Consider the following 14,559-nt stretch of genomic DNA (forward strand, 5'->3'; position numbering starts at 1 on the left):
TGATATAGAATTAATACAACGTTAAGGATACAAAATGCATATTCATATTCTTGGAATTTGTGGCACATTTATGGCAGGGATTGCACTAATAGCCCGTTCTTTAGGTCATCGAGTAACAGGTTCAGATAAAAATGTTTACCCACCAATGAGTACGCTTTTACAAAAAGAGCGCATTGATATTATTGAAGGATATGATCCATCACAACTAACATCGACACCTGATTTAGTCATTATCGGCAATGCCCTATCAAGAGGGAACCCTTGTGTTGAATACATTTTAAACAATAACATTCCTTATATTTCAGCCCCCCAATGGCTACATGACAATGTACTTCGTGACCGTTGGGTCATTGCTGTTGCAGGAACGCATGGCAAAACCACAACTGCAGGCATGGTCAATTGGATTTTAGAAAAACAAGGTTATAAACAAGGCTTTGTGATTGGAGGGGTCCCCGGTAATTTTGAAGTCTCAGCAAGATTAGGGGAAGGTAACTTTTTTGTTATTGAAGCGGATGAATATGACTGTTCATTCTTCGACAAGCGTTCAAAATTTATGCACTACTACCCAAAGACACTAATCATGAACAATTTAGAATTTGATCATGCAGATATTTTTGACGACCTTAGCTCAATTCAAAAACAATTCCACCATTTAGTACGTTTAGTACCAAGTAAAGGGCTAATCATATCACCACAAGAAGATGTAAATTTAAAACAAGTATTAGCAAAGGGGTGCTGGAGCGAACAAGTATTTACAGAATCAAAAACTGGCTGGTTAGCGCAACGTATCAATAATGATGCAAGTCAGTTTGCTGTTTACTATAAAAATCAAAAAGTAGGTGAAGTAAAATATTCATTAGTAGGTGAGCATAATATGCACAACGCATTGATGGCAATCGCAGCGGCACATAATGTAGGAATTGAGCCTGCGGACGCATGTTTAGCATTAGGTACATTTATAAATGCAAAAAGACGTTTGGAACTCTACGGTGAAGTTAATAACATCGAAATTTATGACGATTTTGCTCATCACCCAACGGCAATTTTAGCAACACTGGAAGCCTTGCGTAGCAAAATTGGGGCAAATCGACGAATCTTAGCTGTACTTGAGCCTCGCTCAAACACAATGAAACTGGGTGTTTCCAAAGAAGAGCTTGCTCCATCGCTTGGACGTGCTGACGAAATATTCATCTTTCAACCAGAACAATTACCTTGGTTAGTTGCCGATATCGTTGATGCTTGTATTCAACCAGCTTACTGGACTGGTGACATTGATTTACTGGTTGAAATGATCACAAAATCAGCCCGACCAACAGATGCAATATTAATTATGAGCAATGGCGGATTTAATAACATTCATAAAAAGCTTTTAGAAAGCCTAGAAAAAATAGTCAAAGATAAAGAAGATCAGCCGTTAATTTAATAACAATATATTAATAGCGATAGAAGATATGCCTATCACATGGCATATCCTACAAAGGATATTTCATGAATGAAAATATCGACATAGTTGCTACGTTATGTCGCAGAATAAAAATGGCAAGAATCGTAAAAAACTTATCTCAGCAAGAACTTGCCAAAAAATCTGAAATTGGTATTGCAATAATAAAACGGATTGAACACGGCGAATCGATTACATTACAAACGTTAATTTCTGTACTTCGTAGATTAGATGAGCTTGATCAGCTTAACAATTTACTTGCTTATAACGAAGTTATTCACAACAGCTCGATAGAACAACCTAAACGAAAAAGAAAACAAAAAACAACAAAAACAGAAAAAGTAAACGTGCTAACAGAGAATGATTTCTTGCGTTCTAAAGTCAACACTATGTGTTGGAAACATTAAACTCAATTAGATTAAATCAACCAAGTACAATTAATTAACGACCACAAACTACACTATTTAAGTATTGGCCGATTTTACAATCGGTCAATACAATACAGCTAATAAAGTAAGCTAATTACAATGAACAGTAATCGCAAGGCCTCCACGAGATGTTTCTCGATATTTTGCATTCATATCTTTACCCGTTTCGTACATCGTTTTAATCACTTTATCTAATGATACTTTGGCTGCCGTAATTCGCCTTAAAGCCATTCTTGTTGCATTGATTGATTTTACTGCAGCAATCGCATTACGCTCAATACAAGGTACCTGCACTTGACCAGCTACAGGATCACAAGTCAATCCTAAGTTATGCTCCATCGCAATTTCAGCTGCCATACAAACTTGCTCAGGATTTCCACCTAAAAGTTCAGCAAGTCCAGCAGCTGCCATAGAACAAGCAACCCCGACTTCGCCTTGACAACCAACTTCTGCACCAGAAATAGATGCATTAATTTGGTAAAGTTGCCCAATTGCACCACATGTCAAAAAGAATCGAATGTAAATATCAGGTGTTACTTCGTTGATAAATTTATCATAATAAGCAAGTACTGCAGGAATAATACCGCACGCTCCATTTGTTGGCGCTGTCACCACTCGTCCACCCGCGGCATTTTCTTCACTTACGGCAAGTGCAAACATATTTACCCAATCAATAATAACCATTGGATCACTAATAATCTTATCTTTGGTGGTAGACAATTGCCGATATAATGAAAACGCACGACGAGGAACTTTAAGTGGCCCCGGTAATAACCCTTCAGTATTCATTCCACGCTTAATACACTCCAAAATAGTCTGCCCAACACGAGAAAAGTACGTTTCAATTTCTTCATAAGAGTGCAATTGCAGCTCATTTTTCATCATAATACTAGAAATTGATAATGAGTTATCTTCACAATGTTTTAATAATTGCTCAGCTGAAGCAAATGGATAAGGAAGTTTTACAGAATCTTGCTCTTGTTGACCAAATTTTTCTTCTTCAACAATCTTCCCTCCTCCAACAGAGTAATACGTCTTTTGAAATAATAATGTATTTCCATTATAGGCACTTAGCGTCATACCATTTTCATGTAATGGTAAAAATTTAGAATGAAACACCATACAACTGTCCAAAGGGAAGTCGATTTGGTAACGATTATTATAAATAGGTAAACGGCCAGTTTGGCTCAGCGTTTCGATAAAAACTGGAATAGCATCAATATTAACAGTATCAGGCATTTCACCAGCTAACCCCATAATGATAGCAATATCGGTTTGATGCCCTTTTCCTGTTAACGACAAAGAACCATAAACATCCGCCACAATTTTTGTTACTGATGGCATCATTTCGTTACTAATAAGTTGATCTATAAACGCCTTCCCTGCCCTCATTGGTCCTACTGTATGTGAACTTGAAGGCCCAATACCAATTTTAAATATTTCAAATACCGAACTCATATTTTTCCTTTTTAAGGCAGCACAAATTAATCGTACTAGCCTAGTTATACCTTTGTAAATTTACTTATAAGCTTTTTTATAAATAAAACACCATTCATCGACGCATACTAACGAATTTTACCAATAAAAAACGAATAGATGATCTATAGTCAATTAAACAAATTTTATAGCAAATTATAAATAGCTGCTGAAATCGCAACAATTCCCATCACAACAATAAAAATATTACTTAGTTTGCCACGATATTTTGCCAATACGGGTAATTTATGAATGGCATACATTGGCATCAAAAATAATAAGATCGCTAAAATTGGACCACCAAGTGACTCAATCAGGCCTAAAATACTTGGATTTAATGTTGCAACGCCCCATGCTGTTAAAAACATAAAGGCAATAGCTAATTTATCAAGCTTCTTTTCTGAAATTGTTTTATTACGACTACGCAAGAATTTATTAACAACACCATTAAACCCTTCTTTACCACCAAGGTAGTGACCTAAAAATGATTTAGCCATTGCAATAAATGCAATTGGAGGGCCAATATACTCAATAACAGGTGAATTAAATCGATTAGCCAAATACGATAACGTTGAAATATTTTGAGCTTTTGCATCTAAAAGTTCAGCAGGTGACAAGCAAAGCGCACAACTAAAAACAAAAAACATCACCGTTACAACCATCATAATATTACTTGCTGCAATAATTCTAGTACATTTAGGTTCAGCATAAACATCACCATATTCTTTACGTTTCGCGACCGCTAAAGATGAAATAATCGGTGAATGATTAAACGCAAAAACCATAACAGGAATAACTAGCCAAAGTGTCATTAAAATACTTTGTCCACCATCACTACCACTACTAAACGACCAATTAGCAAAAAGCTCACCATTCCACTCAGGAATTAAAAACAACGCTAAAATCATTAAAACAGCAATAAATGGAAAAACTAATATCGACATAACTTTAACGATAAGATCTTCACCAAATTGAACAATCAACATTAAAAATGCGACTAAAACAAATGAAAGCAATCCCCTTGGAAGCGATGACATGCCAAGTTGATTAACCATAAAACTATCAACAGTGTTAGTAATACCAACACTATATACCAATAATATTGGATAAATGGCAAAAAAATAAAGAACTGTTATCCAGTTCCCTGCTGTGCGTCCAAAAGCCTCTTCGACCACAACAGTAATATCGCCTTCGCGACTTTTACCTGATAAAACAAATCGACATAACGCTTGATGTGCAAAGAAAGTCATAGGAAAGGCAAGAATCAACATCACTAACAGTGGAATTAACCCTCCCACACCAGCGTTAATGGGCAAAAAAAGCACACCTGCGCCAATGGCAGTACCATAAAGGCTTAACATCCATAATGAATCGCTTTTTCGCCATTTAGATAATGCTGAATCATTATTGGCATTTATTTGATTATCCCTTAGCTTACTCATTTTTTTACTACTCCTTAATCTAAAATTTGCCGCATATGATATCAATTTAATATTTTTAACAAAGTGATCAGCATCACATAAAAACAAAAAATCAAATATAATCAACGTTATAATTAATATCCAAATTGATACTTAATAACTTAAAAAAAATTAAAGAATCAATTTTGATTCCAAAAAAAACAGAGCAAGATACTTGCTATAACACAAATTTAACTAAGCTTAAATGAAAGCTGCTAAATTTAATAAACAAGTCAATGGGGGGTTATATAACCAGACGATTAGTATTTGATATTAGTAATTAATCTCTACATTAAGTAATAATGTGCAACCATAATAAAAACATCAACTATAGCCTCAAACACTTATTTTTGCTAAAAAGACAACAGCAGATATATTTAAACAAAATTTTCTCACAAGCACCAAAGGCAATATGCATAGGCATTTATGATAATTTACAGCATAATCAGCAAATAGGTCAGGATTTAAAAGATAGAAAACAAAAGCTTAAGAACAATTTATTAACAATTAAATTACCGTAAAAATCGCATAAAAGGATTTTCTGAAAAATGTCTTAAATGTTTTTAGAAGATTATTTTAACCATGAAGTGTAAACAACGGGGTGTTTTCCTACATATTAAAGATTGTATTTCAATCAAGAACTGAATCATAATAACAAATTATTCCTGTTTCTAAATGCTCAATTTCTAATTCGCCGCCTGTTAGAATTTCACCACCAGAAAAATAACTTGGCTTTGTTTTTAGGATAACTTTTCCCAAAAGCTTATCATTGTAATAAAAATCCCCTTCATTACTAATTTTATAAGGATCACCTGGTCCCATCATTCCTCCACCACAGGGGCAATCTCTACCATCTACCCTATGACCATCTTTAGTTTCACACCCATACCCTCTCCAGTTAAAATCCAAAATTTCATCATAACTTAAATCCATTAAATAATATTTGGTTATTTTCACAGGATAATAAAGTATAGCAAAGACTAATAGCACATAAATAATATGCGATATTTTTAATTGTTTGATTCTCATCATTTTCATAAGCAATTATTTTTTATTATTTATTACTAAATTACTCATATGAATAAAAGCTACAGGTAATGCCTGATTCAAAATCCTTAACGTACAGTTCCCCACCAGTAAATCGCTCTAAAGAAATGTAATCAGGTTTTCTTTTCAAATAAACTTTTTTCATCAGATCATTACCAATAATATAGCCATTCCCCTCTTTGATATAAATACCGTCACTTTTATACGGATTCATTTGTTCACAAATAGAACAATCTTTACCATAATTATATTTGCCGCTGCCCAACTCACCAGGGTAATAACATGTACGATCATCCACCCACATAAAATCCATCATTTCTTCATAACTAAAATCAGTTAAATAATAGCTAATAAATTTAGCTGGTTGGTATAATACCAAAACCACAAATAAGGTAGTCACTAAGCGTGATAAATTTAATTTCTCCATATCAATTTCGTTTAATTACTCATGCTAATAATTTACAATTAATCTTTATTATTCACAATAATTACCAATAAAATTGCTTTAGTGTTGCGCTTGGTACTGTTAAACTAACTCACATTTTTATTATATTTATAACTAAATTATTTTTTCGGGATAAATTTATGCGAACCAGTAAATATCTTCTTTCTACGTTAAAAGAAACCCCTGCTGATGCAGAAGTCATTAGTCATCAATTAATGCTACGCGCCGGTATGATCCGAAAAGTTGCGGCAGGTTTATATACTTGGCTTCCCACTGGTTACCGAGTTCTTAAAAAAGTTGAAAATATTGTCCGTGAAGAAATGAACAAAGCAGGGGCAATTGAAGTGCTCATGCCCGTTGTACAACCAGCAGATATTTGGCAAGAAAGTGGGCGTTGGGAACAGTATGGCCCAGAACTATTACGCATTAAAGATCGAGGCGAACGTGATTTTGTGTTAGGGCCAACCCATGAAGAAGTCATTACAGACTTACTACGTAACGAAGTTAGCTCATATAAACAACTACCGCTTAATGTATATCAAATTCAAACAAAATTCCGTGATGAAGTTCGCCCACGTTTTGGCGTTATGCGCTCACGAGAATTTATCATGAAAGATGCCTACTCATTTCATACAACACAAGAATCGCTACAAGAAACGTACGATGACATGTACAAAGCCTATAGTGCCGTATTTACTCGTGCAGGCTTAAATTTTAGAGCGGTTAGAGCTGACACGGGATCAATTGGCGGTAACTGGTCACACGAATTCCAAGTATTAGCCGACAGTGGTGAAGACGATATTGTATTCTCAACTGAATCAGACTATGCCGCTAATATCGAAATGGCGCAAGCACAAGCACCAACACAAAAACGAGCAGAACCGACTAAAACCATGGAGCTGATCGATACACCTAATGCCAAAACCATTGACGAATTAGTTGAACAGTTCAATGTGCCGATTGAAAAAACGGTTAAAACCTTAATGGTTAAAGCCACAAAAGAAAGCGGACACCAACTTGTTGCACTACTAGTTCGAGGCGACCACACCTTAAACGAAATCAAAGCCGAAAAAATCGATATTGTTGCCTCGCCATTAGAATTTGCAACCGAAGAAGAAATCCGCGCCATTGTCAACGCAGGTCCGGGATCATTAGGGCCAATTAACCTCAATATGCCAATTATTATCGACCGCGATGTCGCGGTTATGAGTGACTTTAGTGCCGGTGCGAATATCGATCATAAGCATTACTTTAATATTAACTGGCAGCGCGACGTTACCCTGCCGCGTATTGAAGACATTCGCAACGTTGTTGAAGGTGACATCAGCCCAGATGGCAAAGGCACATTACAAATTAAACGCGGTATAGAAGTTGGGCATATCTTCCAACTTGGCACTAAATACTCGCAAGCAATGAAAGCCACCGTCCAAGGTGAAGATGGACAAAACCACGTTATGATCATGGGTTGTTACGGCATTGGCGTTAGCCGAATTGTGGCAGCAGCTATTGAACAATGCCATGACGATCGTGGTATTATTTGGCCAGAAGCAATCGCCCCATTCAGTGTTGTCATTATTCCAATGAACATGCATAAATCTGAAAAAGTTCAAGCTACCGCAGAAAAACTTTACGCAGATCTACAAGCTGCTGGCATTGAAGTCTTATTTGATGACCGCAAAGAACGCCCTGGAGTAATGTTTGCTGATGCGGAATTGATTGGTATTCCACACACAATTGTGATTGGCGAACGTAACCTTGAAAACGGTGAAGTAGAATACAAACATCGAGCTGGTGGTGATAAAGAAATGATAAAAGTGGACAATATTATCGACTTTATCAAACATCGCCGTCAATTAGCTTAACTTCTGAAATTAACCTTCAAAACACAACAGTAATAAACCAATTGCTGTTGTGTTTTTATATTAGTTATCCAAAACAACTATCGCCTAAAGATTAAACTCGCTTTAAAAATTCAAAGTGATATTGTGTTTTTTTTCAGCTAAAATAAATCAAAATAATCTTATCTTAATTGGTTGAAATAATGTTAAAAAAAGTCATCGCATTTACACTATCTACCTCGTTACTACTACAAAGCACTCCTATTGTTTATGCTGATAATATCAACCTACCCGATATAGGAACCGCAGCGTCTACAACCCTTAGCATTGGTCAAGAAATGGAAATGGGTGACTATTATATACGCATGTTACGAAACAGCGCCCCAATAATCAATGATCCCGTTCTAAACCAATATATTAATGATCTGGGAAAAAAATTAGTCGCTAAATCAGAATCGGTAAAAACGCCTTTCCATTTTTATATTATGAAAAGTGATGTACTTAATGCCTTTGCCTTTTTTGGTGGAAATGTCGTCATTCACTCTAAACTAATATTAGATACCGATAATGAAAGCCAATTAGCCTCGGTTATGGCCCACGAAATTGGTCATGTTACCCAACGCCATTTAGCGCGAGCAATGGAAAACCAAAGCCGCACAAGCCCTTATGTTTGGGGAGCAACATTAGGCTCCATTTTACTAACTCTAGCCAACCCCGAAGCGGGCATGGCAGCAATGACGAGCACTATGGCGGGTTCAGCACAAAACATGATCAGCTTTACACAAAGTAACGAACAAGAAGCTGATCGTGTTGGTCTTAGAACGCTATCAAAAGCGGGATTTGATCCGTATGCCTCATCTGAATTTTTACAAAAACTAGCCGACCAAAGTCGTTTTAGTAGCAAACCACCAGAAATATTACTTACTCACCCATTGCCTAATAGCCGAATAACAGATATTCGCAATCGTTCCTTGCAATACAGTAAAAAGAACATAACACCTTCACTAAACTATTATTTAGCTAAAGCACGTTTAGCAATTTTAATTAATAACAAAAAAAATGCAGGCCAACTATTAATACAATCTTATAAAAAGCTAAATAATGAACAAAGCAATATTGCCGCTATTTATGGTAGTGCTTTAGCTGACAACCTAAACGGTAACAACCAAAAAGCCAAACAACAGTTGCAACCATTGCTAGACAATGACCCGAATAACATATGGTATATTGATTTAATGACTGATATTGATTTAGCGCTCAACAACAGCAGTGCAGCCATTACACGCTTGCAAGCGGCATTAAAAAAAGCACCTGATAGCTCAGCATTACAATTGAATCTAGCAAATGCATATATAAAAAGCAAAAACTACCAACAAGCGATAAGTTTATTACACCGTTATACTTTTGACCATAATGACGATATCAATGGTTGGGATTTACTTGTTACAGCTTATGGCGGAATACGTTCAAGAGCGCAAGAAATGAGTGCACAAGCAGAAATCAGCGCATTAAGAGGCAATTTTAAACAAGCGATCACCATTTTGCAAAATGCGAAAAACCAAACCAAAGGCAATCAAACGATGATGTCGAAAATGGATGCAAGAATCAAACAATTACAACAACTGCAAAAACGCTATACAGCTTATACACGATAACAGAATAAAATTGTAACGCCTCGACTCATGATTAAAATATGCATGAGTCGAGGTATAACCCAAACTCTTATTTGTCGGTCAAATGATCCACATTATTATAGAATTTCACCGTAAATTCGCCTGAAGCTTGATCATCATGCTGCTTATAATTGACCACACTAATGCTAGTATTTAACATCCGAGGAAAATACGCCTCATCACGATGTAAACGCCAATCGCCACCATTTAAAACACAAAGCAATATGCGCAATACCGTGCCATGCGACACAACCAAAATATTTCCTGAATCTTGTGGTGCATTTTGCACAATGGTATTTAACCCTTGCTTCATACGCGTTAAACTATCAAGATAATTTTCGCCTTGATTAACTGACGCATCAAAATTAGCTGGATCGGTTAAATAAACATTAAATTCGGGCACATCTTGTTTTAAAGTAGGCACATGCTTACCTTCCCAAAGACCAAAATCCATTTCGCGCAGATCAGCAAGCTCAAAAGTACTAATAGCCATATTATTTTCATTAACGATATAATTACGCGTATCCATAGCACGCTTTTGTGGGCTTGAATAAGCTTGTATAAAAGGAACATCTTTTAAATATTGCCCAGTTAATTTAGCACCTAACACACCTTGCTCAGTTAAAGGAGAATCTTTTGAACCTTGCATCTGATCTTTAACATTCCACTGCGTTTGACCATGTCTAATTAAATATAAATTTAAATCTTTCATTCATATACCTTTTTTTATTTTAAGATTCTGTGTTCTAATATTTATTTTTCTAAGAATATTTATCTTTTCTAAGATAAGTTAAACAGTTCTGTAAAGCATCATCCATAGGTGCGTTTAATTGCATCTCTTGTTGGCTTTTAGGATGAATAAATTTAACACTTGCGGCATGTAAAAATAACCGACTAAGCTTAGTACCTGCTAACAACGCATCAAATTGCTTATCACCATAACGATCATCAAAAGCAATAGGATGATTAGCATATTGAGTATGAATGCGAATTTGATGCGTACGCCCAGTAACGGGACTAGCTTTAATCAAAGTAGCAAAATCAAAACGTTCTTCAACTTTAAAGCGAGTTTCTGACGGTTTACCCTCTTTATCGACTTTCACCACTCGCTCGCCGCTTTTCAACACATTTTTAAGTAAAGGAGCCTGAATCACCTTACATTCAGAAGGCCAATTCCCCTTAACAAGCGCCAAATAATTTTTTTGCATTTGCTTAAGGCGTAACTGTTCGTGTAACGCTTTTAATGCCGAGCGTTTTTTGGCGATCAGCAACACGCCCGATGTTTCGCGGTCAATACGATGCACTAACTCCAAAAACTTTGCTTCAGGTCTTAGTGCACGCAATCCCTCGATCACCCCAAAGCTCAAACCACTCCCCCCATGAACCGCGATACCCGATGGTTTATTAATCGCTAATAAAACATCATCTTCATAAATAATAGCCCTTTCTAAATCAGCCACCTTATTAAGCTTGGTTGAAATTTCAGATGTGGCTTTTTCAGCGATGCGAATAGGAGGAATACGAATTTCATCACCAATATTTAATTTATACTCAGGCTTAATACGCTTTTTATTAACACGCACTTCGCCCTTTCTTAAAATACGATAAATCATACTTTTTGGTACACCTTTTAAATAGGTGATTAAAAAGTTATCAATACGTTGTGTCACATTTTCCTCTGAGATGGTAACAAATGAGACTTGCAATTTTGTTTGTGGAGCATTTGAGTCCATAAGAAATGATTAATCCGCTATCAATAAATAAAGTCATTTACATTATTCAAAAATAAACTACACTATCGGCATTAAGGAATAACGATAGATGATATTCAATATAATTAAAGTTAAACGATTATAACGGAATATGGGGGAATAAAATAGTATGTTATCACTGCTTAATCAATACTCACAAAGCAGATTTGCTTGGTTCTTATTGTTCTTTTCCACTCTTAGCTTTGAAATAATCGCACTTTATTTTCAATATGGTTTAGGGCTCGCCCCTTGTACGCTTTGTATTTATCAGCGTTGTGCCATATTTGGCATCATGTTAGCTAGCATCGTTGGACTTATTATACCTAAAAACATAATTGCTCGATTAATCGGCATTTTAATTTGGCTTTTTAGTGCTTATAAAGGATTTTCGTTAGCAATATTCCATGCCCACCTACAATTTGAACCAAATTTAAGTGACACTTGCTCAATTAACGTCCAATTTCCAGCTTGGTTACCGCTAGACTTATGGTTCCCTAGCTTGTTTAATGCTTATGGTTCTTGCGCCGATAAAATTTGGACATTTTTAACTATCGAAATGTCACAGTGGATGATTATCATCTTTGCTTGCTATCTTATCGTCAGTTTAGCCATATTAGTATCACAGCTCTTTTCACTTCCTAAGGTCTCAATTTGGGGCAAATAACACTGTTTTATAAAACTGGAGATTTTCGTTGATTTTGTTAGAATGTGTGGCAATTTTATTTTACAAATCACACAAAAATGCTTTTGGAATATCACCCACCTATCGAACCTTGGCTTTCTATTTTATATCAAGACGATCACATTGTTGTTGTCAACAAACAACCGGGGATCTTATCGGTATCAGGAAATAAACCGCAATTTATTGATAGTATTATTCACCGCTTACAACAAAAATATAGCTATGTCGAATCTGTACACCGACTCGACATGGCAACTAGCGGAATTATGGTTGCAGCCTTATCAAAACTTGCCGATCGTGAAATAAAAAAACAGTTCAGAGAACGCATACCCCAAAAAAACTATATCGCTGTTGTTCATGGGCATCTTGAACATGACACAGGTCGTGTTGAATTACCCCTAATTTGTGACTGGCCCAATCGCCCAAGACAAATGGTCGATATTGAAAACGGCAAACACGCACTAACAGAATACCAAGTCATTGCTCGCAACCCTGACAACACCACACGAATACAATTATTCCCATTTACAGGGCGATCACACCAATTACGGGTTCACATGCAAGCGATCGGGCATCCCATTTTAGGCGACAAATTTTATGCACACCCAGAAGCCTTTGCCATGTCAAAGCGACTACTACTCCATGCCCAACTACTAACAATCAACCACCCCAAAACTGGAGAAAGCATGACATTTAGTTGCGAACCAGAGTTTTAAAACAAAAATAATACAAATAAAACAGCTTATGCCAAAAGCTACCCCCCATCAAAATAGAGGAAATTAAAATGCAAAAAATTGTATTAGCAACCAACAACCAAGGCAAAGTCAATGAATTGCAAAAGTTACTTGCTGATGCAGGTTTTGATATTGTTGCACAAAGCCAATTTAACGTTCCCGACGCTGACGAAACAGGCTTAACGTTTATTGAAAATGCCATTTTAAAAGCAAGGCATACCTCAAAATTAACCGGCTTACCCGCCATTGCCGATGACTCAGGCTTAGCTGTCGATGCGCTTGGTGGAGAACCTGGGATATACTCAGCACGTTATGCAGGAGTACATGGTAACGACAAAAGCAACAACGAAAAACTCCTTATCGCATTACAAAATGTTCCCAAAGAAGCTCGCACCGCCTATTTTTATTGCGCACTAGTCTTTATGCGACACGAAACCGACCCGACACCGATCGTCTGTTTAGGAAAGTGGAATGGCATAATCTTAAATGAACAACAAGGCGAAGGTGGATTTGGCTACGATCCGCTTTTTTATATTCCTGAATTAGGTTGCACCGCAGCGCAACTAACCAAAGAACAAAAAAGCCAAATATCACACCGAGGACAAGCACTAAAACAACTGATTGCCCAAATAAAAACAGAATAGTAATGATTGAAATATTATTTATATTCAAAATTGTATATCAAGAAACAAACAGTATATAATTAACGCATTGATGAGATTGGAGTTAATATTGTGATTCTAATGATAGTAAGTGGTCGCTCAGGTTCTGGCAAATCAATAGCTCTACGAGCGTTAGAAGATATGGGGTTTTATTGTGTTGATAACATACCCGTTGCGCTATTACCGCAATTAGCCAACTCATTAAAAGACAACAACACACCAGTGGCAATTAGCATTGATATCCGAAACTTACCTAAAAATTTTGACGTCAATAACGACATTTTTCAACGCTTACCACAATCAGTAACACCAGAAATTATCTTTTTCGATTGCGGCCGCAACACACTAATTCGACGCTATAGCGAAACACGGCGCATACACCCACTAGCTAACCAACAATACGCCCTTGAAGAAGCCATCGACCTTGAAGAAACCTATCTAGAACCACTAAAATCCCACGCAAGCTTAGTTATCAACACCGACAATCTTTCAGTTCACGAACTATCCGATATTTTAAGAGCACGCATTCTAGGCAAAAAAGAGCGTGAATTAACCATTATATTTGAATCATTCGGTTTTAAACATGGATTACCCGTTGATGCTGATTTTGTATTTGATGTCAGGTTTTTACCTAACCCGCATTGGGATGCCAGTTTGCGCCCACTAACAGGACTTGACCAGCCAGTCAAAGAATACTTACAAAAACACGACGAAGTATCTTACTTTATCTACCAAACTGCCAATTACCTTAATCAATGGCTACCACTACTAGAAAAAAACAACCGCAGTTACTTAACCATCGCCATTGGTTGCACTGGTGGACAGCACCGATCTGTGTATATTGCTGAACAATTAGCCTCATTTTTCAAAGCCCAAAACAAACAAGTACAAATCCGCCACCGAACATTAGAAAAGCGCTAAA

At 36.5% G+C, this 14,559-nt stretch carries 14 protein-coding genes; 8 read left to right on the top strand and 6 right to left on the bottom strand.

Features of this window, described 5'->3' with window-relative positions; translation table 11 throughout:
- The first annotated feature begins 34 nt into the window (after positions 1-34).
- Together mpl and GQ589_RS05000 are read left to right on the top strand one after the other, a co-directional pair.
- The gene (mpl, locus tag GQ589_RS04995; protein WP_160424930.1) at positions 35-1,423 is read left to right on the top strand and encodes a UDP-N-acetylmuramate:L-alanyl-gamma-D-glutamyl-meso-diaminopimelate ligase; all 1,389 of its coding nucleotides are present in this window, start codon (positions 35-37) and stop codon (positions 1,421-1,423) included.
- Between the two features lie 65 nt (positions 1,424-1,488).
- The gene (locus GQ589_RS05000) at positions 1,489-1,848 is read left to right on the top strand and encodes a helix-turn-helix domain-containing protein (RefSeq protein WP_160424932.1); all 360 of its coding nucleotides are present in this window, start codon (positions 1,489-1,491) and stop codon (positions 1,846-1,848) included.
- Between the two features lie 111 nt (positions 1,849-1,959).
- Here the strand turns inward: GQ589_RS05000 and GQ589_RS05005 are convergent, their stop codons facing one another.
- From GQ589_RS05005 to GQ589_RS05020, 4 genes are all read right to left on the bottom strand, one after another.
- A complete protein-coding gene (locus tag GQ589_RS05005; RefSeq protein ID WP_160424934.1) occupies positions 1,960-3,327 on the bottom strand; it encodes an L-serine ammonia-lyase in 1,368 nt (455 codons plus the stop codon).
- Positions 3,328-3,491: 164 nt separating this feature from the next.
- Positions 3,492-4,787: a serine/threonine transporter gene (locus tag GQ589_RS05010; protein ID WP_160412283.1), complete on the bottom strand. Its 1,296-nt coding sequence runs from the start codon at positions 4,785-4,787 to the stop codon at positions 3,492-3,494.
- Positions 4,788-5,435: 648 nt separating this feature from the next.
- Entirely contained in the window at positions 5,436-5,837 is a 402-nt protein-coding gene (locus GQ589_RS05015; protein WP_160412281.1) for a hypothetical protein, read from the bottom strand.
- Between the two features lie 37 nt (positions 5,838-5,874).
- Complete coding sequence (locus GQ589_RS05020) at positions 5,875-6,279, bottom strand: hypothetical protein (RefSeq protein ID WP_160401047.1); 405 nt, start codon at positions 6,277-6,279, stop codon at positions 5,875-5,877.
- A 158-nt stretch (positions 6,280-6,437) separates the two neighbouring features.
- Between GQ589_RS05020 and proS the strand changes: the two genes are divergently transcribed.
- Both proS and GQ589_RS05030 read left to right on the top strand, forming a co-directional pair.
- Positions 6,438-8,159, top strand: coding sequence for a proline--tRNA ligase (proS, locus tag GQ589_RS05025; protein ID WP_160401046.1), 1,722 nt, complete (start codon positions 6,438-6,440; stop codon positions 8,157-8,159).
- A gap of 179 nt (positions 8,160-8,338) precedes the next feature.
- Positions 8,339-9,790 (top strand): M48 family metalloprotease, encoded by a 1,452-nt coding sequence (locus GQ589_RS05030; RefSeq protein WP_160424936.1) that lies wholly within the window; start codon positions 8,339-8,341, stop codon positions 9,788-9,790.
- A gap of 67 nt (positions 9,791-9,857) precedes the next feature.
- Here the strand turns inward: GQ589_RS05030 and GQ589_RS05035 are convergent, their stop codons facing one another.
- A complete protein-coding gene (locus GQ589_RS05035) occupies positions 9,858-10,520 on the bottom strand; it encodes a histidine phosphatase family protein (RefSeq protein ID WP_160401044.1) in 663 nt (220 codons plus the stop codon).
- Positions 10,521-10,569: 49 nt separating this feature from the next.
- Positions 10,570-11,541 carry a 23S rRNA pseudouridine(955/2504/2580) synthase RluC gene (gene rluC / locus GQ589_RS05040; protein WP_160424937.1) on the bottom strand — a complete coding sequence of 324 codons (972 nt, stop codon included), beginning with the start codon at positions 11,539-11,541 and terminating at the stop codon, positions 10,570-10,572.
- Between the two features lie 148 nt (positions 11,542-11,689).
- On the opposite strand from rluC, the gene dsbB reads away from it, so the two are divergent.
- The 4 genes from dsbB to rapZ all read left to right on the top strand — a co-directional run bounded on the left by dsbB (position 11,690) and on the right by rapZ (position 14,558).
- Positions 11,690-12,223, top strand: a complete 534-nt coding sequence (gene dsbB, locus GQ589_RS05045; RefSeq protein WP_160412272.1) for a disulfide bond formation protein DsbB — start codon at positions 11,690-11,692, stop codon at positions 12,221-12,223.
- Positions 12,224-12,300: 77 nt separating this feature from the next.
- Positions 12,301-12,957 (top strand): bifunctional tRNA pseudouridine(32) synthase/23S rRNA pseudouridine(746) synthase RluA, encoded by a 657-nt coding sequence (rluA, locus tag GQ589_RS05050; RefSeq protein ID WP_160412270.1) that lies wholly within the window; start codon positions 12,301-12,303, stop codon positions 12,955-12,957.
- Between the two features lie 68 nt (positions 12,958-13,025).
- Complete coding sequence (locus GQ589_RS05055; protein ID WP_160401040.1) at positions 13,026-13,619, top strand: XTP/dITP diphosphatase; 594 nt, start codon at positions 13,026-13,028, stop codon at positions 13,617-13,619.
- Positions 13,620-13,709: 90 nt separating this feature from the next.
- Positions 13,710-14,558: an RNase adapter RapZ gene (gene rapZ / locus GQ589_RS05060; protein ID WP_160424939.1), complete on the top strand. Its 849-nt coding sequence runs from the start codon at positions 13,710-13,712 to the stop codon at positions 14,556-14,558.
- Position 14,559: the final 1 nt, after the last annotated feature.

Source organism: Gilliamella sp. Pas-s27, assembly GCF_009795865.1.
GTDB lineage: Bacteria > Pseudomonadota > Gammaproteobacteria > Enterobacterales > Orbaceae > Gilliamella.